The organism is Paenibacillus sp. GCM10023250, from assembly GCF_042653205.1.
GTDB lineage: Bacteria > Bacillota > Bacilli > Paenibacillales > Paenibacillaceae > Paenibacillus_Z.
This window is the reverse complement of the sequence record NZ_JBHSHY010000020.1, coordinates 57,617-84,200: the sequence shown is the minus strand read 5'-3', so window position 1 is coordinate 84,200 and position 26,584 is coordinate 57,617. Positions and strand designations below refer to the sequence as shown.

24 protein-coding genes are annotated in these 26,584 nt (G+C 64.7%); 13 read left to right on the top strand and 11 right to left on the bottom strand.

Annotated features, from left to right (window positions below):
- The first annotated feature begins 2 nt into the window (after positions 1-2).
- From cysK to ACFPB1_RS16520, 3 genes are all read left to right on the top strand, one after another.
- Entirely contained in the window at positions 3-941 is a 939-nt protein-coding gene (gene cysK / locus ACFPB1_RS16530; RefSeq protein WP_379227211.1) for a cysteine synthase A, read from the top strand.
- A 33-nt stretch (positions 942-974) separates the two neighbouring features.
- Entirely contained in the window at positions 975-1,766 is a 792-nt protein-coding gene (locus tag ACFPB1_RS16525) for a lipid II flippase Amj family protein (protein WP_379227210.1), read from the top strand.
- A 310-nt stretch (positions 1,767-2,076) separates the two neighbouring features.
- Complete coding sequence (locus ACFPB1_RS16520; protein WP_379227209.1) at positions 2,077-3,207, top strand: mandelate racemase/muconate lactonizing enzyme family protein; 1,131 nt, start codon at positions 2,077-2,079, stop codon at positions 3,205-3,207.
- A gap of 141 nt (positions 3,208-3,348) precedes the next feature.
- On the opposite strand, the gene ACFPB1_RS16515 is transcribed toward ACFPB1_RS16520, so the two are convergent.
- Positions 3,349-4,065: a glycosyltransferase gene (locus ACFPB1_RS16515; RefSeq protein ID WP_379227208.1), complete on the bottom strand. Its 717-nt coding sequence runs from the start codon at positions 4,063-4,065 to the stop codon at positions 3,349-3,351.
- Positions 4,066-4,174: 109 nt separating this feature from the next.
- Positions 4,175-5,257 (bottom strand): glycosyltransferase family 4 protein, encoded by a 1,083-nt coding sequence (locus ACFPB1_RS16510; RefSeq protein ID WP_379227207.1) that lies wholly within the window; start codon positions 5,255-5,257, stop codon positions 4,175-4,177.
- 150 nt (positions 5,258-5,407) lie between these two features.
- Here ACFPB1_RS16510 and ACFPB1_RS16505 point away from each other — a divergent pair, with 150 nt between their 5' ends.
- On the top strand, positions 5,408-6,538 hold the full coding sequence (locus ACFPB1_RS16505) for a sn-glycerol-1-phosphate dehydrogenase (RefSeq protein WP_379227206.1): 1,131 nt from the start codon (positions 5,408-5,410) through the stop codon (positions 6,536-6,538).
- A 101-nt stretch (positions 6,539-6,639) separates the two neighbouring features.
- Here ACFPB1_RS16505 and ACFPB1_RS16500 read toward each other — a convergent pair whose 3' ends face one another.
- The 5 genes from ACFPB1_RS16500 to ACFPB1_RS16480 all read right to left on the bottom strand — a co-directional run bounded on the left by ACFPB1_RS16500 (position 6,640) and on the right by ACFPB1_RS16480 (position 14,893).
- Entirely contained in the window at positions 6,640-9,174 is a 2,535-nt protein-coding gene (locus ACFPB1_RS16500; RefSeq protein ID WP_379227205.1) for a TPM domain-containing protein, read from the bottom strand.
- A gap of 145 nt (positions 9,175-9,319) precedes the next feature.
- Positions 9,320-10,231, bottom strand: a complete 912-nt coding sequence (locus ACFPB1_RS16495; RefSeq protein WP_379227204.1) for a J domain-containing protein — start codon at positions 10,229-10,231, stop codon at positions 9,320-9,322.
- 189 nt (positions 10,232-10,420) lie between these two features.
- Positions 10,421-11,413: a ketoacyl-ACP synthase III gene (locus ACFPB1_RS16490; RefSeq protein ID WP_379227203.1), complete on the bottom strand. Its 993-nt coding sequence runs from the start codon at positions 11,411-11,413 to the stop codon at positions 10,421-10,423.
- A 280-nt stretch (positions 11,414-11,693) separates the two neighbouring features.
- On the bottom strand, positions 11,694-14,225 hold the full coding sequence (locus ACFPB1_RS16485) for an MMPL family transporter (RefSeq protein WP_379227202.1): 2,532 nt from the start codon (positions 14,223-14,225) through the stop codon (positions 11,694-11,696).
- Between the two features lie 53 nt (positions 14,226-14,278).
- The gene (locus tag ACFPB1_RS16480; RefSeq protein WP_379227201.1) at positions 14,279-14,893 is read right to left on the bottom strand and encodes a TetR/AcrR family transcriptional regulator; all 615 of its coding nucleotides are present in this window, start codon (positions 14,891-14,893) and stop codon (positions 14,279-14,281) included.
- Between the two features lie 358 nt (positions 14,894-15,251).
- On the opposite strand from ACFPB1_RS16480, the gene ACFPB1_RS16475 reads away from it, so the two are divergent.
- From ACFPB1_RS16475 to ACFPB1_RS16460, 4 genes are all read left to right on the top strand, one after another.
- A complete protein-coding gene (locus ACFPB1_RS16475; RefSeq protein WP_379227200.1) occupies positions 15,252-15,938 on the top strand; it encodes an orotidine 5'-phosphate decarboxylase / HUMPS family protein in 687 nt (228 codons plus the stop codon).
- A gap of 6 nt (positions 15,939-15,944) precedes the next feature.
- Positions 15,945-16,841, top strand: a complete 897-nt coding sequence (locus ACFPB1_RS16470; RefSeq protein WP_379227199.1) for a sugar phosphate isomerase/epimerase family protein — start codon at positions 15,945-15,947, stop codon at positions 16,839-16,841.
- 40 nt (positions 16,842-16,881) lie between these two features.
- Positions 16,882-17,997 (top strand): glucose 1-dehydrogenase, encoded by a 1,116-nt coding sequence (locus tag ACFPB1_RS16465; protein WP_379227198.1) that lies wholly within the window; start codon positions 16,882-16,884, stop codon positions 17,995-17,997.
- A gap of 128 nt (positions 17,998-18,125) precedes the next feature.
- Positions 18,126-18,884, top strand: a complete 759-nt coding sequence (locus ACFPB1_RS16460; RefSeq protein ID WP_379227197.1) for a sugar phosphate isomerase/epimerase family protein — start codon at positions 18,126-18,128, stop codon at positions 18,882-18,884.
- Between the two features lie 71 nt (positions 18,885-18,955).
- On the opposite strand, the gene ACFPB1_RS16455 is transcribed toward ACFPB1_RS16460, so the two are convergent.
- A complete protein-coding gene (locus tag ACFPB1_RS16455; protein WP_379227196.1) occupies positions 18,956-20,350 on the bottom strand; it encodes a phospholipase D-like domain-containing protein in 1,395 nt (464 codons plus the stop codon).
- Here ACFPB1_RS16455 and ACFPB1_RS16450 point away from each other — a divergent pair.
- Positions 20,349-20,645: a hypothetical protein gene (locus tag ACFPB1_RS16450; RefSeq protein ID WP_379227195.1), complete on the top strand. Its 297-nt coding sequence runs from the start codon at positions 20,349-20,351 to the stop codon at positions 20,643-20,645. The two genes, ACFPB1_RS16455 and ACFPB1_RS16450, sit on opposite strands and share 2 nt — an antisense overlap.
- 7 nt (positions 20,646-20,652) lie before the next feature.
- Complete coding sequence (locus ACFPB1_RS16445; protein WP_379227194.1) at positions 20,653-20,892, top strand: hypothetical protein; 240 nt, start codon at positions 20,653-20,655, stop codon at positions 20,890-20,892.
- A gap of 6 nt (positions 20,893-20,898) precedes the next feature.
- Here the strand turns inward: ACFPB1_RS16445 and ACFPB1_RS16440 are convergent, their stop codons facing one another.
- On the bottom strand, positions 20,899-21,936 hold the full coding sequence (locus ACFPB1_RS16440; RefSeq protein WP_379227193.1) for an ABC transporter substrate-binding protein: 1,038 nt from the start codon (positions 21,934-21,936) through the stop codon (positions 20,899-20,901).
- 246 nt (positions 21,937-22,182) lie between these two features.
- On the opposite strand from ACFPB1_RS16440, the gene ACFPB1_RS16435 reads away from it, so the two are divergent.
- From ACFPB1_RS16435 to ACFPB1_RS16425, 3 genes are read left to right on the top strand one after another with little or no spacing between them, the layout of a single operon-like run.
- Entirely contained in the window at positions 22,183-23,190 is a 1,008-nt protein-coding gene (locus ACFPB1_RS16435; RefSeq protein WP_379227192.1) for a FecCD family ABC transporter permease, read from the top strand.
- 1 nt (position 23,191) lies between these two features.
- Positions 23,192-24,235 carry a FecCD family ABC transporter permease gene (locus ACFPB1_RS16430; protein ID WP_379227191.1) on the top strand — a complete coding sequence of 348 codons (1,044 nt, stop codon included), beginning with the start codon at positions 23,192-23,194 and terminating at the stop codon, positions 24,233-24,235.
- 16 nt (positions 24,236-24,251) lie between these two features.
- Positions 24,252-25,070, top strand: a complete 819-nt coding sequence (locus ACFPB1_RS16425; protein WP_379227190.1) for an ABC transporter ATP-binding protein — start codon at positions 24,252-24,254, stop codon at positions 25,068-25,070.
- Positions 25,071-25,503: 433 nt separating this feature from the next.
- On the opposite strand, the gene ACFPB1_RS16420 is transcribed toward ACFPB1_RS16425, so the two are convergent.
- Complete coding sequence (locus tag ACFPB1_RS16420; protein ID WP_379227189.1) at positions 25,504-26,040, bottom strand: hypothetical protein; 537 nt, start codon at positions 26,038-26,040, stop codon at positions 25,504-25,506.
- On the bottom strand, positions 26,037-26,507 hold the full coding sequence (locus ACFPB1_RS16415; protein WP_379227188.1) for a hypothetical protein: 471 nt from the start codon (positions 26,505-26,507) through the stop codon (positions 26,037-26,039). Before ACFPB1_RS16415 ends, ACFPB1_RS16420 begins: the two co-directional genes overlap by 4 nt.
- Positions 26,508-26,584: the final 77 nt, after the last annotated feature.

Below are 26,584 nucleotides of genomic sequence, written 5' to 3'. Positions count from 1 at the left end.
GGATGCCAGGTATCGCAAAAAACATCACGGATCTTATCGGCAACACTCCGATGCTGGAGCTCAACAAATTCGCGGGCAAGGCGGGGGCGCAGGCGAAAATCGTCGCCAAATTGGAGTATTTCAACCCAGCCGGCAGCGTCAAGGACCGGATCGGCTTCGCGATGATCAAGGACGCGGAGGAGCGCGGGCTGCTGCACCCGGATTCCGTCATCATCGAACCGACGAGCGGGAACACGGGCGTCGGACTGGCGATGGCTTCCGCGGCCATGGGCTACCGGCTTATCATCGTGCTGCCGGAAAGCTTCAGCATGGAACGGCGCAAGCTGCTTATGGCGCTCGGCGCGGAGCTCGTGCTGACGCCGGCGATGGAAGGCATGGGGGGCGCGATCCGGAAGGCGGAGGAGCTGGCCGCCGAGCTCCCGCATTCCTTTATTCCGCAGCAGTTCGAAAACCCGGCGAATCCGGCGGTACATAAGCGGACGACGGCGGAGGAAATATGGGCGGACACGGCGGGCGCCGTCGATGTCTTCGTCGCGGGCGTCGGCACGGGCGGCACGATATCCGGCGTCGGCGAGGTGCTGAAGCGGAAAAATCCGGCCGTGCGGATCGTCGCGGTGGAGCCGTTCGACTCGCAGGTGCTGGCCGGCGGCCAGAAGGGCGGGCATGCCATCCAAGGCATCGGCGCCGGTTTCGTGCCGGGCAACTACAACCCGGCCGTTGTCGACGAGATCGTGCCGGTGCGCAACGAAGAAGCGATCGAGACGGCGCGCGCGCTCGCGCGGAACGAAGGGCTGCTCGTGGGTATCTCCTCGGGGGCCGCGGCGTTCGCGGCGCTTCAGCTGGCCAAGCGGCCGGACAATCGGGACAAGACCATCGTCGTGCTCTTGCCGGACACGGGCGAGCGGTACCTGTCCACCGCGTTGTTCTCGGATCCGAATTAGGCACACCGCTTTCCTGGGGAGGAGAAACGCCGCGTGCTGACCAATCTCTTGATCGTCTTCGCGATGACGACGATCATCCATACGGCGGAGACCCTGTCGTACGCCGTCCGGCTGGCGGGGGTCCGATTGAACAAAATCGCCGTCGCGCTGTCCTTGACCGGGATCATCGTGCTGGTGTCGCGGACGGCGAACATGGTGCAGGGGCCGATCGCGGCCAAGTTCGTCGATTACGGGCGATCGCACCCCGGATTCCCGATGCTGCACTACCTGCGCGTCACGCTGCTCGCATCGTCGGTCGGCACGCTGCTCGCGATTGTCTTGTTTCCGACCTGCGTCAGGCTCTTCGCCCGCATGATCGCGAAGCTGGAGATCGCGGGCTCCCTGCCGAAGCTCGTGTCGAGCGTCACGATCGGGCAGTTGAAGAACACGAGGCATTACGTTCGGTTGCCGCGCCTCCATCTGAGCCGGTTCCGTTACCTGGGCATCTCCAAAACGTTCATGCTGCTCAGCGTCGTCGTCACGTCGTTCTATACCGTCGGCGTGCTGGCGGCGCTCTACGCGGCCCATCTGTTTCCCCATTACAGCACGGCTGCCTCGAACGCGTCCGGCATCATCAACGGGCTCGCGACGATTCTGCTGACGATCTTCATCGACCCGCAGCTCGGCCTCATCACGGACAAGGCGCTCCGCAGCGAGGAATACCGGACGAAGCTCGGCAAAATCTACGTCGTCCTCATGACGGCGCGCTTCATGGGCACGATGCTGGCGCAGCTGGTGCTGGTCCCGGCGGCGTACCTGATCGGGTACTTCGTAACGGTGATTTGATAGGCTTGTACACGAAGGGCTGTCCGCCGTCACGAAGCTGACGAGGGGGCGGCCCTTTTTTGGCGTGCTTGTTTGTTGGCCTACTTGCGGCGGCAGACGCGCCGAGCGCCCCAAGAAAGGTACACCGTATCGTTCCTCCACTGCCTCCCCAGTGAACGGGATCGCCGCTTGCAAGGATGTCCGTAATACTCACCGATTGATCCGTTTTCGGTATTCTTTCGTCCGGCCAGGCGAATTAAGATAGGAATGATGGCCGAATGACGGCGCTTTCATGCCTGATTTTTCGTAATGCGAGAGGAGACATGGACGGATGAACGTAGACAAAAGCTGGCGCATCGAGAGGATCGAGCAAGCCGAGATGAGGGGCGAACGCCCGCGATCGGCCGGGTGCAACGCAAGGCTAGGCGTCCACGGCAAGGAAGTTCGGTTCCCGCTCGTCCGCGTGACGATCGGAGGGAGAACGGGCTACGGGTGGTCGCGGATATCCCGCGAAGAGGCCCAGGCGATGGTCGGGACCCCGGCGGGCGAGCTGTTTTGCGAGGAGCAGTGGATTCAGGACCGGTTCCAGGGCCTGCAGTTCCCGCTGTTCGACTGGCTGGCCAAGGCGGAAGAGCTGCCCGTGCACGCGCTGCTGACCGGCGGGAAGCGGACTTCGCCCCTAACGGTGCCGTGCTACGATACGTCGCTGTATTTCGACGATCTGCACTTGCGCTCGGACGCGGACGCGGTCGCACTGCTGCAGGAAGAAGCGATGCAGGGCTACGAGGCGGGCTTTCGGGGCTTCAAGATCAAAGTCGGCCGCGGCGCGATGCACATGGATCTCGAGGCCGGCACGCGGCGGGACATCGCGATCGTGAACGGCGTCCGCGAGGCGGTCGGCCCGTCGTGCAACGTGTCGATCGACGCCAACAACGGGTATAACCTGAACCTTGCCAAGCAGGTGTTGAAGGAAACGGCGTCCGCCAACCTGCTGTGGATCGAGGAAGCGTTCCACGAGGACGACCGGCTGTACCGCGAGCTGAAGGATTGGATGGCGAAGGAAGGATTACGCGTCTGGATCGCCGACGGCGAGGGGCTGGCTGCGGGGCCGATCGTCGAATGGGCGGAAGCGGGGTTGATCGACGCGATCCAATACGATCTGAAGGATTACGGCATCGTGAACTGGCTGAAGCTGAGCAAGCGGCTCGCCCGCTCCGGCGTCAAGGCCGCGCCGCACAATTACGGCGGCTTCTTCGGCAACTACGCATCGGCGCAGGCTGCCCCCGCGATCGAAGGCTTTCAATTCGCGGAGTGGGACGAGGCGCGGGTCGAAGGCATCGACACGTCGGGCTACCGCATTCGCGACGGAAGCATTCTCGTTCCCGAGCTGCCCGGATTCGGGCTGGCGATCGACGATGCGTATTTCGACAAGCAGGTGTGCCAGCGCGGCTGGGCGGTCTAGGGCCCGCACGTCCAGGCGCTCCGGTGCCGGTTCACCGGACCGTTGAACGCCTCCGGCACCGGGTCGCGCGGACAACCCGAATACTCCGTGCCCGGCAGCCTCTCGCCGCCAGGCACGGAGTATTTTCGTTTGCCGATGCCCTCAGTCCGGCAGCTGCGCCAGCAGCGCGTCGAGCTGATGCGCGTACTGGGCGTTCACCATGCCCGCTTCGTTCAGGATCGTATTGAAGTGGCGCACGGTGCCCATTTGGGAATGGCGGCGGTAGAGGGTGAGCGGCTCGTTGAAGTAATGAAAGTCCACTCGCGAGAGCAGAACGCGGATCCAAAAATCGTAATCGTGCGTATATGGCAGCCCCGGGTTAAAGCCGCCCATCGTTTGATACAGTTCCTTCGTCATCATGACCGTACACCCGTTGACCGGGCAGCCGTGCCGGATGCCGTTGATGAACGCTTTGGCCGTCGGGTATTTGATGCCGGCTCCGTATTCCGTGATCGTGCCGTGCTCGTTGATGACGTGGTAGTCGGTATGGCTGATGTGGGCCCCCGTCGCTTCCATGTAGGCGGCTTGCTTGGCGACCTTGTCGGACAGGAAGCGGTCGTCGGAGCTGAGCCAGGCGATGTATTTGCCAGAGGCGATCGAGAACCCGTGGTTCAGCGCGCTGCTCGTGCCGCCGTTCGCCTTGCCGATATAATGGATATGCGAGCGGAAGGGGGCGATGACCTCCTGATGCCGGGTAGAGCCGTCATCGACGACGATCACTTCCACGTTCGGATACGTCTGGTACAGCGCGCTGACGATCGCTTGGTCGACGTACGGATCGTTATAGAAAGGGATGATGATCGACACTTTTGGCAGCATGATCGTGCACCTCTTCGAACAGAATGGCAATGCTCTTGTTTACGATGTCGGGACAAGGCAACGGCGACACGGTCAAGTGGCGCGGGAACTCCGTCCATCTTGGCGCGCGTCAGCGCCGAATGCCGAGCGTGGACAGCACGTTGACGATATCGGCCGCATACCGGGCCAGCGAGAAATGCTGCCGGACGTGCTGCTGCGCTTCGCCGCGGATCCGCTCCGCGAGCACCCGGTCGTCCATCAGCGACCGCGCTTCCGCGACCGCTTCGTCGACGGCGCCTCTCCGGAAAAACTTGCCCGTCCGGTTATGGTCGATGAAGCACCGGACGCCGTCGGAATCGGTGGACAACACGGGGCATAGGCAGCTCATCGCTTCCGCGACGGCGTAGCCGAAGCCTTCGGCGTAGGAGGTCGACAGCAGCAGGCCGCCCGAATCGCCGATCGCCGATAAATAGTGGGGCATATGGCTGTGCGGGATGTTGGACCGCATGACCAGACGCGGCTCGAGACGCAGCCCCCGCACGAGCGCCGTGAACCGATCTCGTTCGCCGGGCTCCGAGAGCGTCGCATCCTCGAACACCCAGAGCCGCAGGTTCGGCTTCACCTCGGCGAGCTTCGCGGCGATGCGCAGGAACAGCGGCCAGTTTTTGTTGGCCTCCAGCCGTCCGATCCAGCCGACGATGGGGGCGCCGTCCGGGTTGAGCCACGGCGCCGGGCGGTGGCTGAACTGCCAGGTATCGATCATGTTTTGCACATAGAAGCGGGGGAAGTCGCCCAGGTACCGCTGGAAGATGTCCATCAGATGCGACGTCGGCGGGCTGATGACCCCTTGCGCGTACGTGCGGATGAAGGAAGAGGCGAACGCCAGCGTTCCTTCGGCCTGCTCCCTCGTCCCGAGTCCCTGCGCTTCGTAGATCAAAGGACCGCCGTAGCCGAGACCGCGCAGCCGCTGCAGCATCAGATGGTCGCAGATGACGACGACGGCGTCGTATGAGCCGCTCCGCAGTACCTCCTGGATTTCGAAATCGTTGTTGGTCACGAAATGGGGGATCCCGGCCATATTCTGGGTACCCGCGCCGTTCCATAAGTAGAGGGCGTGGACCTCGATGCCGGCGCCGCCCAGCGCATGGTACCGCAGCCGGTTGAGCGTCTCGATCCCGCCGCTTGGAATAAAGTACGTAAACAACAGCCTCATCGCGTTCGTTCCCCCTTGCTATGCGCACACTTACCGCCAGTGTATGCCGGGGTTCGGCGGCCCGCGTGGGTCCTTGTCCCCTATCCCGCGAGACGCCCCGCCGCGCCTGTGGTAAAATGGCGCTAACGAAGGAAAGGGGAATGATGCGAGATGGAGATCCAAACCGCGTTACGCGAAATCAACGAAGCGGCCGCCCGCCGGCCGGAAGGCGTGGTCTTCGCGCCGATCGTCATGGAAGGCGACTTGGAGGCGGGGGCGCTCGCCAAGGTCGCGCCATACTTGAAGGCCCGCGGCTATGCGTCCGTCGGGCTCGTCGCCGACGCCAACACGTGGACGGCGGCGGGCGAGCGGCTGTCCGAATCGCTGCGGGAGGCCGGAATCGCCCATGCCGTCTGCCGGGTCAAGCCGGACGGGCAGGGCGACGTGATCGCGGACGAGCGGACGATCGTTCAGGTCATGCTGGAGACGCCGAAGGAGGCCCGCGCGCTGCTGGCCGTCGGCTCCGGCACGATCCACGACGTCGTCCGGTTCGTCTGCGCGCAGACGGACCGCGCGTTCGTCTCCGTGCCGACGGCGGCTTCCGTCGACGGGTTCACGTCCGTCGGCGCGCCGATCATTACGGGCGGCTTCAAACAGACGGTGCCGGCCATCGCGCCGGAGGCGATCTTCGCCGACCTGGACGTGCTGGCGGCGGCGCCGCGGCGGATGACGGCGGCGGGCTTCGGCGACATGCTCGGCAAGTTCACGTCGCTCGCGGATTGGCGCTTCTCGGCCGAGCAGGCCGGCGAGCCGTTCTGTCCGCTGGCGTACGAGCTGACGGAGCAGGCGCTGACGCGGTGTCTCGAAGCGGTGGACGAGATCGCGACGGGATCCGCGCGCGGCGTGGAGGTGCTGATGGAAGCGCTCCTCCTGTCCGGCTGGTCGATGCTGCTCGTCGGCCATTCACGGCCGGCTTCGGGCGGCGAGCATCATCTGTCGCATCATTGGGAAATGGCGTATTTGGCGGAAGGCAGGCGGCAGCTGCTGCACGGCGCCAAGGTCGGCGTCGCGGCCGTCATGCTGGCAAGGCTGTACCGCGAGCGGCTGGCCGGCGCGTATCCGGACGTCTTCGGCGGCCTGCCGGACGCCGACCGGCTGCGGACGTGGCTGCGGCAAGCCGGCGGACCGTCCGATCCGGACGACATCGGCTTGACGGAGGCGCTGATCGGCGAATCGCTGCGGGAAGCCTACCGGCTGCGGGACCGCTATACGGGCCTTAAGCATCTCGCGCTGAACGCCTGAACGAACGAAGCGCAGCCGCGCGTACGGGACGTATACGCGGCTGCGCTTTTTTGCGCGGACGAGCCGCGGGCTTGTACCAATTGTCGCTTACCAGTTATTGCCTACCAGTTGTCGCCGCCGGATGAGCCGCGCGGCTTATCGAACGAATCCCCGCCGGACGAGCCGCCGTGATGCCCGCCGCCGTGATGGCCGCCGTGGTGCGCGCTGCTCTGACGGTGAAACTCTTCGTGCCGGCGCCGTTCTTCCTCCTGCCGCTGCTCCTCGCGGAGGATGTCTTCGTACGCCGATTGCATGCGCTGGAGCTGGCGTTCGGCCTCGTTCATCTGCTCGATCGCGCCCACGTACATCCCGAGCGCGAACATGCGGTCCGCCTCGTTGATCCGGGCCTGGCAGGCAGCGTCGAAGTGACCGGGCAGCGACCGGTGCCGGGTCCGGGCATGCACCGATGCGTAGCGCGAGCCGAGCTCGCGCATGCGCCGTTCGGCTGCCTGCTTCTCCTGAATGCGGCGCTGCACGTCCTGCGCGTAGGCGGCCACGCGGCTGGACAGCCGGTGCAGCCGCTGCTCCGCGGCGTCCGGGCGGATGTCCGGCGGCGTAAGCAGACGGTCTGCATCACGGAGCTCCGCCTGAATCGCGCCGTCCGCGCCGTCGCCAGCCTCAGGCAGCCGGTGCGCCGCGGCCTGCGAGGCGGCCGATTCGTACGCCTGCCGCTCGTCTTCGAGCTTGGCGATCAGCGCTTCCGTGCGGGCCAGCGCGCGCTCCCGCGCTTTCAGGCAGGACTCCGCCGCCTCCGCCGCGCGCTCCGACAGCGCGAGCAGCCGGTCCGCCTGCGGGCGTGCCGCGGCGTAGCGCTGCGTTCCGAATGCCTCGCGAAGCGGCGCGAGGCCCGCCTCGAGCTCGCGGAAGGCGTCCATCGCCGTACGGAAGGCGTCCGGCATGAAGCCCCATACCGCTTCGTCGAACTGGCTTTGCAGCTTGCCGAGCTCTTCCCGGTACATCGGTTCGCCGAAGGAGAAGGAACCCGCGAATCGCTCCAGCGTCTCCAGATCGGCGGCGAGGCCGTTCCGCAGCGCGACCCGGTCGCGGACCATCTGCCGCGCGCCTTCGATCGCGTCCGTCATCGCCTCGGATTGGACCGCGGCTTCCCGCAGATCGCCGGCCGCGATCGCGTCCGCGAACGGCGCGAGCCGGCTCGACGCTTCCTCGAGCCGGGCGAACGGATCGAATTCGGTCAGCTCGAGCCGTTCGGCGCGCAGCTCTCCTTCGATCCGCGTGCGGGCTTGCGCGATGTCGTCCGGCAGCTGCGCACGCTGCGCCAGGAACGCAGGGAGCCGCTCCAGCAGGGAGGCGTGCAGCGCCGCCGTCGCGCGATGCGGCTTCAGCAGCTCGCCCGCGTCGATCAGGTCCGTGACCTGCCGCTTGCGAATGACTTCCGCCTGGGCCGCGTTCTCGGCGATTTCCTGCTTGATCCGGGCGAGCGTCATCCCGTTCGCGGACGCGAGCTCGTCGGCCATGGCCGCGAGGCTGCTCAATTCGCGCTGGGTCTCGCTCACCTCGCGGCCGTTCCGCCGGTCCAGCTCCACGAGATGCTCGGCCTGCTTGCACAGCTCGCCAGCCTCGGCCCGCAGGTGATCGGCGGCGGAGTCCGCCGCGTCCATCGCGCGCCGCCCGCCGCCGGTGAAGAACCTCGGACGGCTGGCGCCGAGCGTCCGGAGCAGCTCCTGCGCGGAAGCCGCGCGGGCGTCGAGCGCGCCCGCCACGGGCGTCAGCGTGGCATCGGTCGCCGGGCCGCTGTACAGCCCGACGAGCGGGCGGAGCAGCTCCTGGGCGCGGAACAGCTCGACCGCGATCGCGTCCGCCTCGCAGACGAGGCGGGCATGCCGCGACCGGCGGAGCAGGTAGAGGACGAGCCAGACCGCTGCGGCGGCAGCAGCCGCCCCGGCGAGCAGCGCGGCCGCGAGGCCGGTCCGGTTCGCCGGCGTCTCCGGCTCACGCGGAGGCGCGTCGCTGTCCGGCGCGCCCGGCTGGCCAGGCGCAGCGTCGCTGCCCGGCGACGCTGCCGGCAGCGCCGCGGGCTCGCCGGCGGACGGCGGACCGCCTGCATTCGGCGCGGTGCCCGGCGAAGTCTCCTCCGCCGGCTCCGGCAGGAGCTGCGCCGCGGCGATCAGCTTCAGCACCCCGCCGGCATAATCGCCTTCCTTGGCGAGCGGGATGAACGTGCCGCCGACGAACCGATCGATCGCCGGCCGGCCGGCATAGCCGCTGCCGGCGTAATCGTCCGGCAGCGCGTCCAGCTTCCGCTGCAGCGGCGGATTGACGAAGTACAGCTGGACGCGCCGTTCTTGCTTGGCGAGCAGGATCAGCACGTCGTCCGCTCGCAGCTTCCAGGCGTCGTACAGCGCTTCGGCGTAAGCGTCCGGTTCGGATGCGCCGAGCGATTCGAGCGTGACGATATAGTACGCGTACGGAGAGCCCGCCGCGGCGGCCTGCTCCAGCGCCTGCAGTTGGCCGGACGGGAACATGCCCCCGCCGTCATAGACGTGGCCTTTGCCTTTGGCGGGCAGCGGCGCCGCGCTGGCGAAGCTTGCGAACAGCGCACAGAGAAATAGGGCGATCAAGGCGATTTTTTTGGTCATGATGGGCCTCCAGGTCGATCCTTTATTATCCAGTTCGACTCATTTTAACATGAATCGGGACGCGGAGCGGCGGCTCGGCGGCAAAAAAAGCCGCTGCCGAATCGCGGCGGATTCGGCAGCGGCGCCTCCGGTCGGGGTCGACCGTTTATTTCAGATAAGCAGCAATGAACGTGAACGCGTTGTCCGGACGTGCGGAATTGACCCGGATGCCGGCGATGTATTCTTTGCCGATGACGGGCAGCCCCTTGAGCAGCGGGCTCGCGGAGATATCCACGCCGTACACGTGCTCCTCGGGGACATCCTCCGTCGCCGTTTTGTACCCCAGCTCCGGCTTGTAGGCCGGACCCAGCTTGTCGGCATTGGCCCCGTCGAGCGGCAGGAGCGAGCCGTCCCGGGCCAGCTTCTGGAAGTTTGCCTTATCCAGGATATAGACGTCGGCTTTGTTCATCATAAGATCGATGATGCTTTTCTGAATGAGCGCGGAATCCTGCTCGCTCCGGATGTCCGACGGCACGTAGGTGAAGAACGCTTGAACCCGCTTCCACTGCGGGAACTGGCCGACGAACTTGTCCTCGAGCGGCTTCAGGTCGCTCACGGGATAGGTGCCGTCCTGGCTGTAATACTCGCCGAAGAAGGAGACGCTTACATCGATCGGCGGCAGCTTCGCGAGCTCGGCCATTTTGTGCCGGTGGTCGATGTAGGATTTCGTGCCGAAGATGACGATCAGAATGAGGGCGATGGCGCCGAGCACGTGAAATTTATAATAGCTGAAAAAATGATCGATCTTTTGGGCGGAGCCGGCCATGCCTTTGAATTTGCCGTAGGCGGCATCGTTGAACTGCGCCATCGTTTGCTTCTCGTTGTACTCCAGGATCGTCTTGTACGCCTTGTTGATGTCCTCGAGCGAGACCTCTTGGTCGTCCGATTGCCCGGCGTCTTCGCGCTGCCGGTTCGCGCGCTCCCGGCGGATCAAGAGAAAATAGCGTTTCTCGACGTCTTCCTTCGCTGCGCCTTCGGGCAGGCCAAGCAGCTCGTAAGCTTTCTTCAGTTCGTCCATGGCGGGCTACCTTCGCTTTCTATAGGTTCGTATACCTCCTAGTATACCGTCTTTGCGCCCGTTCGACAAAACCGGATTGTCCCATTTCGCGCCGGCGGGACTGCGCGAAAAAAAGCGGAGCGTCCCGAAGGAAGCTCCGCTAGGTCATCGTTTGGCTGGCGAGTCGTTCGTTTGTCCGAGCTTCGGCGTTTACAACGTCCAGCGCAGCAGCAGCGCCGATTCCGTCAAGCCGCCGCCGAAGCCGTACAGCAGCAGCGTGTCGCCGGTCTTGATCCGCTCTTCCTTCAAGGCCAGATCGATGGCCAGCGGGATGGAGGCCGCCGAGGTATTGCCGTATTCGCGCATGCTGGTCAGCGTCCGCTCGAGCGGAATGCCGGTCCGCTCGCAGACGGATTCAACGATGCGCATGTTCGCGCTGTGCGGCACGAACCAGTCGATATCCGCCGGCGCGAGGCCGTTGCGCTCCATGAGCGCCTGGATGCCCTTGGGCACCGTCGTGACCGCCCAGCGGTACACCTCGCGCCCGTTTTGGACGATCAGGCCGTTCGTCTGGATGGGCACGCCGTCGATGGACGGGGCGAGGGAGGAGCGGTACAGATGATGCCCGTCGCCGCCCTTCGTCCCGTTGTGGGAGGCGAGGAACGCGCCTTCCTCGCTGCGTTCCACGAGCATCGCGCCCGCGCCGTCGCCGAACAGGATGCAGGTGGAGCGGTCGGTATAATCCGTCGCCTTGGACAGCGTCTCGGCCCCGACGACGAGAATTTTATGATACGCGCCGGAGAGAATCAGGCCGTTGGCGAGCTGCAGCGCCGAGACGAAGCCCGCGCATGCCGCCTGGACGTCGGCCGCCCCGCAGGAGACGATGCCGAATTCCGCCTGGATTCGCGCGGCCATGCTCGGGAAGTACGTATCCGGCGTCGTCGTTGCGACGAGCACGTAATCAACGTCCTCCAGCACGGCGCCGTAACGCAGCTGCAGGTCGCGCACCGCGCCGAAGCACATGTCGCTGCAAAATTGATCGTCCGCAGCGATGCGCCGTTCCTTGATGCCCGTCCGTTGGAAGATCCACTCGTCCGTCGTGTCCACCATTTGTTCCAAATCGTGATTCGTCAATATCCGTTCCGGGACGTACGCGCCGAAAGCCGTGATGGCCGCATGCGATTGAAGCGGGTGCTGCAGCATTGCCGTTCAACTCCTTAGCATCAGGTTTTAGTACCTGGTATTAATTTATCTCCAGCGTACACCTTTTCGCCGCCGTTGTCTAGAGGGAGTTCGCCCCTTTCCCCGACGCAGCGTCCCCGCGGGCGGATGCTGCGGACTTGCCTCCAGCGTGCAACGCTCACGTCCTCGGCCTTCCTTTTAGGATGGGAAAAAACAAAGCTTTCCATGTACGCGTCCGGACCGCACACGGATATCGGAGGGCGGCGCTTAGCGCTAGGAGCTGGGAGCCGGGAGCCGGGAGTTAGGAGTCGCCCGACTGACGTACGCCGGATTGCGCGGACGTGTCGCGGACGGATGAGATGCTGGCGACGGCCGCGCCGGGCCTTACGGCCGTTCGGGTCGCCTCGCCGTCTCTTGTTTTCAGCTCGGCGATCAGCTTCTCGCCCTCGACGTCGAGGTTCGGCAGCAGACGGTCCAGCCATCCCGGCAGCCGCCAGGCGCGGTCTCCGAAGACGGCCATGACCGCGGGCACGAGCGTCATCCGGACGACGAACGCGTCGATCAGGATGCCGGCGGCGAGCGCGAAGCCGATCTGCTTGATCATGATGTCCGGCGCGAAGATGAAGCCGGCGAAGACGGACACCATGATGACGGCGGCGGCCAGGACGACGCGGCTCGCCTGTTCGTAGCCGCGCGCGACACCCGACCGGCCCCGATGCCCGTGGACGTACGCTTCGCGCATGGAGCTGACGAGGAAGACTTGGTAGTCCATCGCCAGTCCGTACAGAATGCCGGTCACCATGATCGGCATGAAGCTGAGCAGCGGACCGCCGGTATCGAAGCCGAACAAGCGGTGGAACCAGCCCCACTGGTACACGGCCGTCGTGATGCCGAACGTGGCCAGCACGCTGAGCAGGAACCCGGCCGTGGCTTTGACCGGCACGATGACCGAGCGGAACACGAGCAGCAAAATAATCAGCGACAAGACGACGATAATGCCGACGTAGAGCGGGAACACTTCCGCGAGCCTGGCGGACATGTCGAGGTTGATCGCGGTGAAGCCCGTGACGCCGATCGCGATGCCGTACGTCCGCGCCAGCTCGGAATCCGGCGCCCGCAGGTCGTGCACGAGGCGCTTCGTCGCCGCGTCGGCCGGTCCCGATTTCGGAATCAGGCTGATGATGGCCATGTCGCCGGTCTTGTTCACGCCCATCGGGGTGACAAGCGAGACATCCTCGTGCTTCTGAAGCTCTTGCGTGAGCTTGCCCAGCGTCTCCGCCCCGATGGTCTTCCCGTCCGTCGGCTCGGCGACGAGCAGCAGCGGGCCGTTGAAGCCTTCCCCGAACCCTTTGGCGATCGCGTCGTAGCTCTGCCGCGACGCTGTGTCGAGGTTCGCGGTCGCGCCGGACGGAATCCCCATCTCCATCTTGCCGACGGGGATCGCCGCGATGCCTAGGACGACGACCGCCGCGACCACGACCGGCCAGCGGAGCTTAAGCACGCCCGTTACCCAGCGGCGGGCGAACCCGTGCCGCGGTTCGGACGATTGCCCGCTTTGTTTGGCGCGCGCCTTGGCGGAGCAGATCCGTTCGCCGGCCAGGCCGAGCAGCGCGGGCAGCAGCGTGAGGGCGATCAGCACGTTCGCCAGCACCGCCGCCGCGGCGACGAGCGCCATTGTCGACAGGAACGCGATGCCGATGACGAGCATGCCGCACAGGGCGATGATGACGGTGAGACCTGCGAAGAACACCGCGCTGCCCGCGGTGCCGACCGCCCGGCTCGCGGCTTCGCGAGCGCTCAGGCCTTGGTCGAGGATCATGCGCCGCTGCCGGTTGACGATGAACAGCGAGTAATCGATGCCGACCGCGAGCCCGACCATGAGCGCGAGCGCGGGCGTAATGTCGGTCATCGGAATGAATGTCGAGAAGGCATACGCCCCGCCGACGCTGACGCCGACGCCGAGAATGGCGGTCAGCAGCGGCAGGCCGGCCGCGACGACCGAGCCGAGCGTCATCAGGAGGACGATGGCGGCCACGACGAGGCCGACGCCTTCGGTCGAGCCGAGGGCGGGCTTGGTCGACAGCGAGTCGCTCGGCAGCGCCTGGATGCCGGTCTTCTCGACGGCGGATACCGCTTCGATTACCCGGTCCGGGACGTCCTCGGGCAGCGACATCTGCTGCACGGTGAATTGGAACTGGAACAGCGCGACGCTGCCGTCGGATGCGATCATGACGCCGGGAACCGGCGCGCCGCCGACGACGAGCGGGCCATACGGCGCCTGCCCGGCCGCGGAAGCAGCCGCGCCGCCGGCCGCGCTGCCGGTCACTTGGCCAGCCGCCGCTGCTCCGCCCTGAGCACCGGCCTCGGCACCTTGCCGGCCGCTTGAAGCCGCCGTAATGCCGGTCGGGGGGCCGGCTGCGCCGCTATCGGCACCTTGCTCCCCGCCCGCCGCTGCGGCATCGCCGCCTTGCGCGCCGGCCGAGATCCCGGCCTTGGCCGCCAATTCGGCGGGATTGATCACGTAGTCCAGCCCGTACACGCCTTCTATGGCCGAACGAAGCGTGGCCAGGCGCTCCGGAGTGTCCAGCCGTTCTCCGGGCGGGGCGGCGAATACGACGCTGGCTTGCCCGCCCGATGCTTCGGGCAGCTCCTCGGCCAGCTGGTCTAGCACCTTTTGGGACTCAGTGCCTTCGATTTTCATATCGGAGCTGACGTGTATGCCGTTCACGCCGAGCGCGGCGAGCACGACGGCCAGAATGACGATCCAGCCGGCGATGAACGCCCAAGGCTTGTCGTAGGCAGAGCGGCCTAATTTGTACAGAAAGGTCGACATGGAAGGATGATTCTCCTTTGCTTGGGGAATAAGGGCCGAGCGCGGATCCGGACTTAGAAGCCGCTTCGCAAATAGCCGAACATGGTGTCCAAATAATCGTCGAACGCGACGGCTCCGGGCGCTTCGCCGGACGATTGGCCCGGCAGCAGGACGTTCAGGCTGCCGTCGAGCAGCGGCAGGAACGCCCCGTAGACGGCGCCTGCCAGCAGATGGGCGTAGCCGTCTGGATAGCGGCCCTGCGAATAGAAGCCCAGCGTCTCCTGCGCCGACTCGTGCAGCCGGCGGAACGCGCTCAGGATATACGGTTCGAGCGTCGGGCTCCGCTTCGCCAGAGACACGAGCTCGCGCAGCTTCCACAGGATGTCCGCGGTCAGCTGCATCTTCATGAGCCGGTACAGAATATCGACCGGGGACGCGTTTCCGTCCACGCCGGCCAGCAGTTCGTCGGCTTCGCTGACGCTCCGGAAGGAGACGGCGGCGGTCGCCACCGCCTCCTCCTTGCAGGAGAAGTGGTTGGCGAACGTCCTGCGGGAGAAGCCGGCGCGCCGGACGATATCGTCGACGACGAAGCCGTCGAGGCCGCGCTCGAGCGCCAGCTCGAACGCGGCGTCGGCGAGCGCGTGCGCGGTCGCCTCCCGCTTCGTATCCCTTAAGCTTGATCTGGTCATCGCGTACGGTGCACCTCGCTTTGCTTTCTTTTTGTCATTCATCCGCGGGCGCAAGCGCTCGAACGGGCGCCGCGGTATTCATCTCTATTATTGCCCAATGGGCAAATATGCACAATGGGCAATGATTTTACGATATTGTGACAACGGCTTCCGGAGAGAGGGAGCTCCGGCTCAAGCTTCCGCCGGCAAGGTTGGGTCCTCTTTCCTCAATTGATCGTATCCGGCAGGACTTCCTGCGGCCGCGTGGAATATGGACACAGATGCGCCGGCGCGATTGACGGAAGCGGGAAATTGCGAAGCGGCCGCGCGGGCATGGATTTGAAAGCGTTTCACAGATGAAGGGAAGGGGAATGCCCTCATGGAACCGATCGTGCAAATTTCGCTGGATTTGACCACGATAGCGGATGCCCTGGCGATGGCCGAGGTGGCCGTGGAAGCCGGCGTCGACTGGCTGGAGGCGGGCACGCCGCTTCTGCTCGGCGAAGGGCTGCACGCCGTCGCGGCGCTGCGCAAGGCCTTCCCGCACCATCCGATCGTGGCCGATCTGAAAACGATGGACGGCGGCTACCTCGAGGCGGGGATGATGGCGAAGGCCGGCGCCACCCACGTCGTCGTCATGGGCGTGGCGCATCCCGCGACGATCCGCGCTGTCGTCCGGGCGGCCCGGGATTACGGCATCCGGGTCATGGGCGACATCATGGCCGCGCCGGATCCCGTCGCCTGCGCCCGGATGATGGAGGCGAACGGCGTCGATTACATCATCGTGCATACCGGCTTCGACGAGCGCGGCGAAGACCCGGCGCGCACGCCGTACGATCACCTCGCCGAGGTCGTGGCGGCGGTGAACGTGCCGGTGCAGGCCGTCGGCGGGCTGTCGATCGACCAGGCGGCCGATATGCCGCGCCGCGGCGCGCCGCTCGTGGTCATCGGGGCGCCGCTGGTCATCGACCGGCAGGAATTCAAGCCGAGCACGGACCGCGAGGCGCTGCTCGGGATATTGCGGCGGTTCGTGGAGCGGGTCAAAGCGAACAAGACGGAGGAGTGACGGGATATGGCGGCTTCGGCGCGCGTGGCGGTATTTCCGAAAGGCTTCATTCAGGAGTTGTCCGAAGGCAAGATGAGCTTGGAGACGTGGATCGAACTGGCCGGCACGCTCGGAGCCGACGGACTGGAGATGTACCCGCGGTTTCTGGCGAGCACGGAGGAGGCGTACCTGAAGACGATCCGCGACGCGTGCAGCCGGCAGGGACTTGCGGTTCCGATGATGTGCGCGTCCCCGGATTTCACGCAGCCGGATCCCGCGCGGCGGGCGGAGGAAGTGGACGCGATGAAACGCATGATCGACGTCATGGCGATCCTCGGCCCCGACGATTTTCGCAGCTGCCGGGTGCTGTCGGGGCAGCGGCGGAGCGGCGTTTCCCGGGAGGAGGGGGTCGGCTGGACCGTCTCGTGCATCCGCGAGCTGCTGCCGTACGCCGCGGCGAAGCGGGTGTTCCTGGTAATGGAGAACCATTACAAGGACGGGTACTGGACCGCGCCCGAGTTCGCGATGCCAAGCGACGTCTTCCTCGACATCGCCGGCCGGATCGAATCGCCGTGGTTCGGCATTAATTACGATCCGTCCAACGCGATCGTGGCGGGCGACGATCCGCTCGAGCTATTGGAGCGGGTCCGCTCGCGCGTGCTGACGATGCATGCCAGCGACCGGTATCTGAAAGCCGGCCGATCGATGGACGACATCCGCGAATACCTGGAACAGGGGTATTCCGACGCGCTCGAGCACGGGGTCATCGGCAAGGGGATGAACGATTACGACGCGATATTCCATGTCCTGCGCGAAGAGAAGTTCCGCGGCTGGATCTCGATCGAGGACGGCGTGAACGGCCTGGACGAACTGCGGGAATCCGTCCGGTACGTCCGCGCCGGGATCGAGCGGTATTTAACGTGAGCTGCCGGGGAGGCGCGACGAAAGGGAGCGAAGCGAACGCATGAAGACGATCGTATTGAAGAACGCCGCGTCCGAGTCGGCGAGAATCGAATTGGCGGAGAAGCCGAAGCCCGCGATCCGGCATGACGGCGAGGTGCTGATCCGGGTGCTGTCCGTCGGGATAGACGGCACCGACAAGGAAATCGTCACGCACCGCTACGGCGTGCCGGAGGAAGGCGAGGACGACTTGATCATCGGCCACGAGCTGAGCGGCATCGTGGAGGAAGCCGGCGCCGCCTCCGGGTTCCGGCCGGGCGACGCCGTGACGGCGCTGGTGCGCCGGCCGTGCGCGGACCCGGCCTGCGCGAACTGCCGCGCGGACCGGGCGGATTATTGCGAGACGGGCGCCTACACCGAACGGGGCATCAAGGGCTCCCACGGCTTCATGCGCGAATACGTGGTCGAGGACGCCCGTTACGTCGTCAAGGTGCCGGACGACCTGCGGCGCCTCGGCGTTTGGGTGGAGCCGCAGAGCATCTTCGAGAAGCTGTGGACGACGATCGCCTGCATCCAGCAGCGGCTGGTCTGGCGGCCGAAGCGGGCGCTGGTGCTCGGCTCCGGCCCGATGGGGCTGCTGTCCGCCCTGTCGCTTCGCACGATGGGGCTCGAAACGCACGTCTGGTCCCTGCACGCCGGAGACGGCCCGCAGGCCAGGGCGCTGGCGGACGCCGGCGCCGAGTTCCAGAGCGCGTACGACGACAGCCCGGCCGGCGAAGGCGGCTGCGGGCTCGCGCGCCATTACGGGGACAAGCGGGGCCTCGGCTTCGACGTCGTGCTGGAGTGTACCGGCTACAGCCCGCTGCTCGTCGAGGCGCATCAAGTGCTGAACCGCAACGGCATCATCGGCACGGTCGGCATCTCGCCGACGGACCGCCGCATCCCGGTGCCGATGGACGACATCAATCAGCGGATGGTCATCGGCAACCAAACCGTGGTCGGTTCCGTGAACGCGTCCAAGGCGGATTTCGCGCGCGCGCTCGACCGGATCCGCGAGATGGAGCGCCGCCATCCCGGCCTGCTGCGGAGCTTGATCACGGACGAATTCGCGCCGGAGCAAGTGCCCTCGCTTCAATTCGACCGCATCGGGATCAAGGCGGTCGTGCGCATGGGCGAGTAGCCTAGCAGGCGCGGCCGCCCGCCCGCGGCAGCGTTCGTTATTCCGCGATCGCAGTGGGGGCTTTCGGCATCATTTCAATAATGGAGAACAGAGCCCGTTCGAACCATCCGGAGGAGGTAAAGGAATCGATGATCTTAGGAGCCCAGTTGTATACGGTCAGGACGTTCATCCAGACGGAGACGGACATTCGCCGCACCTTGCAAAAAATCGCCGCCATGGGGTACACCGCCATTCAAGCGTCGGCGATGGGACCGATCGCGCCGGAAGCGCTGCGGGCGATCTGCGACGAGCTGTCGCTGACCGTCGCGCTGACGCACGTGAGCCCGGACCGCATTCTCCGCGACACCGAAGCGGTTATCCGGGAGCATGACGTACTCGGCTGCGAATATATCGGGATCGGCAGCATGCCGGACAAGTACCGCACGCCCGACTGGTACGGGCATTTCGCCGCGGACTTCCGGGAGGCGGCCGGCCGGATCGCGAAGGCCGGCAAGAAGTTCATGTACCACAACCACAATTTCGAATTCCAGAAAGTCGGGGGCAAGCGGCTGATCGAGCGGCTGCTGGAAGATTTCTCGCCCGCGGAAATGGGCATTACGCTCGATACGTATTGGGTGCAGGCGGCGGGCGCCGACGTGTGCGAATGGATCGATATCCTGAAGGACCGCCTCGACTGCGTCCATCTGAAGGACATGAACGTTCGGGGCATGGAGCCCGTCATGGCGCCGGTCATGGAAGGGAACATGAACTTCCCGGCCATCCTGGACGCGCTCGAGCGCGCCGGTTCGACGAAATACCTGCTCGTCGAGCAGGACACGTGCGAGGGCAGCCCGTTCGACTGCCTGCGGACGAGCTACGCCAACCTGGCCGCGCTCGGGTATAGGTAAGCTAGCATGCGAAGAGGCGGCCGCGCGATGCGGCCGCCTCTTCGGCGTGCTGCTATGACGGCCGGCCCTGGTCAGATGCCGTAGGCCGCCGGATCGATCCGGAAGGCGAGCCCTTCCCAGTCGGCCGAGCCGCGATCCATGCGCGCCCGGTTAGCCAGCGCGACCTCGCGGAATTGCCGGAACGCTTCGCGGTCATCCAACTCCGCGGTATCCCGGCCGAGATGCTCGGCGAACAGTTCCCGGCGCAGCGCCCGCACGGCCGCGGGGTCCTGGAACGACGCATTCAGCTCCGTGTGGCCGTAAAGCGAATTGGCGTGCAGGTTGCAGGAGCCGATCGTCGCCCAGACATCGTCGACGAGCATGAGCTTGGCGTGGACATAGATGCTGCTCCGTCCGCCGCGGCCGTCCGGTCCGGCGATGCCGGCCAGCGTGAAGTTCGCATGGCGGCCGAGCGCTTCGATCGGCCCGAAGAAGGCGCGCTTGTCCGGCTGCCGGCGATAGTCGCGCACATGCCCTTCGGGCTCGCCGGGGACGAGAAGGACGACGTCCACGCCGCGGCGCAGCGCGTCCTCGAGCCTGGCCGCGATTTCCGGCACGGGCAGCGCCTGATTCTCCACATAGATCGTGCGCCGGGCGGCGCCGATCGCCCGGACGTACTGCGCGAGGACGGTCCGCTCGCCGAGGGCGATGTCGTACGGCTCGCCGCCCGGCGTCGGATGGCTGCCGGAATAGCGGCCTGGGGAGGCTTGCCGCTGCATCTGCACCTCGATCGTCCCGCGCGGCGCAGAGATGCGGTCCGGGAAGGACAGCTCGTCCTCGCCGTCATGGCCCCACGTCCCGTTCCGTTCTTCCCGTTCGCTGGCTTGGTTCCAGCGCTGGACGAAATTATGGTGCACGTCGGTCGCGGAAGGACCGGTTACCTCGACGTACGCGTCGTGCCGATGGCCTTCGCCGGCGTGGCCGGGCTCGACGGACCGGAAGGTGGGATTGATGCCGCCGACGAACGACGTCTCCGTCTCGTGCCCGGCGTCGATCAGCCATGCCTTCTGATGTTGGCAGAACCGGCCGTGCGTCCGGTCCCAGCGGGCGCGGAACCGCGAGCCGCGCGCGGCGAGCAGGGCGCGGTCGGCCTCCGTCCCGGCGAACGTCCTACCGTAGCCGCTGCTCTCCGGATTGGGGCGCCAGAAGAGGATGCGCACGTCGACGCCGCGGTCGGCCGCCCGGTCGAATACGTCGAACACCGTGCCGCGGCCGTCCGGCATTTGAAAGTCCTCGGCGAAGAACGTGACCGTAAGCCATACGCTGTGCCGGGCGGCTTCGACGGCTTCGCAGATGCGCCGGAAGGCGGGGCCGCTGTCGATGAGGGGACGCACCGCGTTGCCCGCGCGCGCGGGATAGGAGCCGGACGCGACGAACCCGATAGGCGGTTCCGCGGGGTTATGAGATAATGAACGAGATTGCTGCATGATCATTTTCCTCCCTCGATTGGCTGTCCAGATCATCCTATCACAGCCGGACGGGAGAACATGTTTAGAACGCGTGAAGCTTTTGAAACCGAATGAAACGGGCAGAGAAGCCGGCATTCGCGAAGGGAGTGGGAAACGCATGACCGTGTTTGCGATCTTTTTTATGGTTTTCGTCATTCTGGGACTCATCGGCATCGAGCGCAATCAGCGCAGGCGGCTCGACAACGACGCCGCGATCATCGAGCGGCTGGACAGGATCGCCGAAGAGCTGCGGAACGGCCGCAAGGGGGAGTGAGCTGAGCGTGCCCGGCAGAGAGAGGCGCGAGACATCGGGTCTGACCGGCCATGTTAAAGCGGTCATCGGAGCAGCATGCTCGGATGACATTATTTGTTTTTCAATGGTATATGTTGAAAATATTGCCGCACACTATGTCAAGGCGCTGATTCTCCTGCTGATGGAATTGGGATTGAACAACCGAGGCCGCGATGGCGGCAAAAAAAACGAGGCGGAGTCCGATCCGGACGCCGCCTCGTTATCGTAAGAAACATTAGGGCTGAATGTCGTAGATTTTGTACAATTCGTCGAGCATCAGGTTCGCCGCGATGACGCCGCCGGACGTGTTCCAGATCGCGTCGCTGACCTGGTAGGCTTGACCGTTCTTGACGGCTTTCAAGCTTTGCCACAGCGGATCCTTCAGCATGTCCTGCTCCATCTGGTTGCCTTTGCCGTCGCCCGTATCGTACGTGAAGTAGAAGATTTTGTCCGCGTCGGCCTCCGGCATCCGTTCCTTCGTGATTTCTTCGGCGAACGTTTCCTTGTAGGCGTTTTGGTTATCCGGACGGGTGATGCCGAGCTTCTCGAACGCGACGCCCGTGAACGTGTCGGACAGGTAAATGCGGATTTTGCCGGCCATGAAGCGGACGACGGAAACTTTATCCTTCAGCTTGTCGCCGGCCTTCGCTTTGAAGTCCGCGGTGCGTGCGTCATAATCGGCGATGATTTTGTCGCCTTCGGCTTTCTTGCCGAGCGCTTCCGCGTACAGCTTGAAGTTCGACTGCCAAGCGCCGCGCAGCGTCTCGGAGAATACCGTCGGCGCGATGGCCTTCAGCTGCTCGTACACTTTCTCTTGGCGCATTTTGTTGCCGATGATCAGGTCCGGCTTCAAGCTCGCGATCAGCTCGAGGTTCGGCTGGCTCTCTTCGCCGACGACCGTCACGCCTTCCATGTCCTTCGCGATATGGGCGTACCACGGATTGCCCGTCCACGATTTGACGGCGCCGACCGGCTTCACGCCGAGCGCGAGCAGCGCTTCGGTGCCTTCGTTCGTGAGGACGACGACGCGTGCCGGCGTGCCCTTGATGACGGCTTCGCCCATGACGTCCTTAACGGTGCGCTCCGCGGCTGGATCCGCGGCAGCATTCGAGCCCGCGGCGTTGGAGGAACCGGCGTTTCCGGCATTGGCGTTATCGGCGCCGGCGTTCGCGCCGTTCGAACCGGACTGGCCGCATCCCGCGAGGGCGACGGCGAACAGAATCAACAGGGTGGAGACGGTCCAAGCGAATTTCTTACTAATGATGGCTGACATGTTCAAGCTTCCTTTCGATATGAAAATGATTCTCATTCTTGGTCAGCTACACTATAACAGGCCTGGAAGCCGGCGTCAATCGATTTGATAATGATTCTCAAAATCATTGACAGTCACCCCCGTATCCCCTACAATAGTTGAATGTTAAAATAATTCGTTTCGGCCGCAGGCCGCGCATCGCCATACATTGCTCTACGTCGTCCTACATAGTCCTTCCCAATTCCCGAAGAAGAGAAAGAGGATCGCATGAACGTTCTACTCTCTACGCGCGCGCATAAAGTCGCCGGCCTGCTGGCCGGCCTGCTGCTGTTCCTGACGGGCATCGCTTGCAGCATCCTGTACGGCGTCACGGACTTCAGCTGGCACGACGTCGCGCAAGCCTACAATCATTATAGCGGTTCGCAGCAGCAGATCATCATCCGCACCACGCGCGTCCCGCGGGCGTTCATCGCGGCGATCGCCGGGGCGAGCCTCGCCGTCGCGGGCGCGCTGATGCAGGGTATCACGCGCAACCCGCTGGCATCGCCGAGCTTGTTCGGCATCAATGCCGGCGCCGCTTTCTTCGTCGTCGCCTCGTCGGCGTTCTTCAACGTCTCGGGCTTGTCTGCGTTCGCCACGCTGGCGTTCGCCGGCGCCGCGTTCACGGCGGCGCTCGTCTACCTGCTCGGCTCGTTCGGCAGCGACGGCCTGACGCCGCTCAAGGTGACGCTCGCCGGCGCGGCGATGACGGCATTTTTCTCGTCGCTCTCGCTCGGCATCCTGCTTACGGGCGGCCAAACGTTCGATCAAGTGCTGTATTGGTTCGTCGGCTCCGTGGCCGGCCGCGACATGGACATCTTCGCCTCCGCCGCGCCTTATATGGGCGCCGCGCTCATCCTTGCCTGGGTGCTGGCCCGGCACATGAACCTGCTCGGGCTCGGCGAGGACGTCGCGACGGGGCTCGGGCAGAAGACGATCTTCGTCAAGCTGGCGGCGGGCTTCGCCGTCGTGCTGCTGGCAGGCGGCTCCGTCGCCGTGGCGGGGCCGATCGCCTTCGTCGGCATCATCATTCCGCATGTGTCGCGCTATCTGGTCGGCATCGACTACCGCTGGACGATTCCGTATTGCGCCGTGCTCGGCGGCGTCCTGCTGCTCGGGGCGGACATCGGCTCGCGTTACGTCGCGTTTCCGAAAGAAGTGCCGGTCGGGGTCATGACGGCGATCATCGGCGTGCCGTTCTTCGTCTACATCGCCCGCAAAGGAGGCCGCGCCTGACATGAACCGCTGGATCACCGTCCGGGGACGCAAGCATTCGTTCCAAATCGAACGCCGAACGCTCATCGCCCTCGCCGCGCTCGTCGCCGCCAACCTCGTCGCGATCGTCGTCTGCGCGGGCCTCGGCAGCACGAGGATCAGCCCGCTCGCCGTCGTCCGTTCGATCTTCGGCGCCGGGGACGCCTCGAGCGAAATGATCGTCATGACGCTGCGGATGCCGCGCGTCGTCATCGCCATCCTCGTCGGCGCCGGACTTGCCGTATCGGGCGCGCTGCTGCAGGGCATCGTCCGCAACCCGCTCACGTCGCCGGACGTCATCGGCATCTCGGGCGGGGCGTCGCTCGGCACGATCGTATTCATCTTGTATTTCTCGCAAGTCAGCATCCGGTTCATGCCGATCTGGTCGATCGCCGGGGCGTTCGCCGCCGCCGGATTGATCTACTTCTTCGCGTACCGGGGCGGCATCACGCCGCTTCGGCTCGTGCTGATCGGCATCGGCATGGCGACGGCGCTGACGGCGTTCACCTATATGCTGATCCTGATGGCATCCTTCACGCCGACGGCCGTGGCCGTCAAGGCGTTCACCTTCATGACCGGCAGCATCTATGGCGTGGCGTGGGACCGGGACGTGGTTACGCTGCTGCCCTGGCTCGCCGTGCTGCTGCCCGTGGCGCTGTTCTACGCGCGCCATCTGAACGTTCAGGAGCTCGGGGACGAAGTCGCGGCGAGCGTCGGCAGCCCGATCAACCGGAAGCGGACGATTCTGCTCTTCGTCAGCGTGGCGCTGGCCGGCTCGGCGGTCGCCATCGGAGGCGCGATTAACTTCATCGGCCTCATGGCGCCGCATATCGCCCGCCGGCTGGTCGGCCCCGCGTACGGCGGCGTCATTCCGGCCTCCGCGCTCGTCGGCTCGCTCATTCTGCTGCTGTCCGACCTGGTTGCCCGCACCGCGTTCGTCCCGCTCGACATTCCCGCGGGCGTCTTCACCGCCGCGATCGGAGCGCCGTTCTTCATCTACCTGCTGTACCGCCACCGCCGCGCATAATGAGGGAGGGTAAGACATGTCCGTTATCCAAGCGAACAATTTGACGTTATCGTACGGCAAGCAGCCGGTGTTCTCGAATCTGGATCTGCTCATTCCGAAAGGCCAGATCACCGTCTTCATCGGCAGCAACGGCTGCGGCAAATCGACGATTCTCCGTTCGGCCGCCCGCCTGCTAAAGCCGCAGGAGGGCTCGATTCTGCTCGAGGGCAGCGACATCGCCCGGCTGTCGAGCAAGGAGATCGCCAAGCGGCTCGCGATTTTGCCGCAGGGGCCGATCGCGCCGGAAGGGCTGACGGTGCACCAGCTCGTGAAGCAGGGGCGCTACCCGTACCAGAGCTTCCTGCAGCAGTGGTCGCGCGAGGACGAACGGGCGGTCAAGCGGGCACTCGAGGCGACCCAGCTGTCGGAGCTTGCGGACCGGCCGGTCGACGCGCTCTCCGGCGGACAGCGGCAGCGGGCCTGGATCGCGATGACGCTGGCGCAAAACACCGCGACGATCCTGCTCGACGAGCCGACGACGTTCCTCGACATGACGCATCAGATCGAGATTCTCGACCTGCTGTTCGAGCTGAACGAGAAGGAGAACCGCACCATCGCGATGGTGCTCCACGACATCAACCTCGCGTGCCGGTATGCGCATCATATCGTGGCGGTCAAGGGCGGACAGATCTATACGAAGGGCAAGCCGGAGGACATCGTGAACGAGCGGTTCATCGAGGACGTCTTCGACATGAGATGCCAGGTGGCGCAGGATCCGATCTTCGGGACGCCGATGTGCATTCCGTACGGCAGAGGGCGCCAGCTCGCGGAGCGGAGGCCCGTCGGCGCATACTAGGGACTATTGGGATACAAGCCTTCTCCGGCGGTGCCGGGGAAGGCTTTTTCCGGCGTTTCGCGCGTTCGCAGCCGTGCCCGCAAGAGAAGAGTGGAATGATTTTCCGGGCGGCGAATAGGTAGAAGTAAAGGGAGGTGAGAGCGATGAAGGAGAGTATCCGCCGTATTACAACGGGTATACGGGGACGGCACGGCCATGCGCAGGCTGGCCGAGGCACTGGCCGCCGGCGCGGGCGGACGGAAGGCGGAGCCGGTTGTAAGGCGAAATTATGAAAGCGCTTCAAATTCAGTGGACATGGGCCGCCGTCCCATCTATTACGACGGGTCCGGCGGCAGCGGGGCATATCTGAGCAGGATCGCCGGCGCGCTGGCCTAGCGCGGCTGGCCATCGCATCGAATCCAAACGCATGGGCGCCTCGTCCGAACGAGCCGGCTTATGCGTTTTTTGCCTTGGTCAGGTCCGCCGCCGCATACCCCGTATTCCCCGCGTTCCCGCGCCCGTAGCGAAAGAACAGCGCGATCCACGCCGTCTGCACGAACAGGTAAATCGCGAACGAATAGGCGAGCTTATACCCGTAATTGTAATGGAAAACGCCAAGCTTCACCGAGATCCACTCGAATCCGACGGACGCGAGCGACCAGATGAGAATATAGACCGGTATGTACGCGGGTCTAATCCGGAACTTGTCGTACACATAGAAAAACATGTAGGCGACCGCGCCGTACGCGAAGTACGACAGGAAGTCTATCCATTCGTAATCGGACGTGTCGTTGACGTCGTAGAGGCTTAGCGGCGTGACGCTGAGGGAATGGTCGAAGAAAAAGCCGCTGTACGCGCCGCACATGTAGAAGAGAATGCTTTGCTGCAGCGTAAACCGCTTGGGCAGGATGAGCACGAGGCCGATCCCGATGACAAAGCCGGACAGAACGAACCATTCGTTCATATTGAACCGCGTATCGTAAATGATCATGAGCGTATCTCCTCCCGCCTGCGGACGTTCAGGATCAGCTGCGTCAGCACGCGCGTGAACGCGATGCAGCCGGCGAAGACGACTAGGCTGTAATACGCGTTCCAGTGCGGCGTCACCAGGATGCCGAGCTTCACCTCCAGGGAGTGAAGCAGCATGAAGAACAGCAATATGCCGGCCGCGCTGATCCATTTCAGCCACGGCCGTTCGTATAGCAGGACATGCGCGGCGATGACCAGCATGACCGGGATCACGGCCAAGCGCAAGACCAGAATGGCGAAAGCGGGTTCGTTGCTATGGGGAACGATGACCCAATCGAGGTTGACGTGCACGATCGTAAACACGCTGAGCTCGAATACCGTGGAACCGAAGAAGACGAACAGCGATTCAAGTTCGGTCAGTTTCTTCGGAATGAGCGAGAGCGCGATAATGGCGCAGCACGCCAAAAAAATGCATATCGAGAGCGACATGGCGACCACCTTTGTACGGAGCCTCGGAAGGGATGTGAATACATCCATTATCGACGAGTTGGCCGCCGGATAAACGC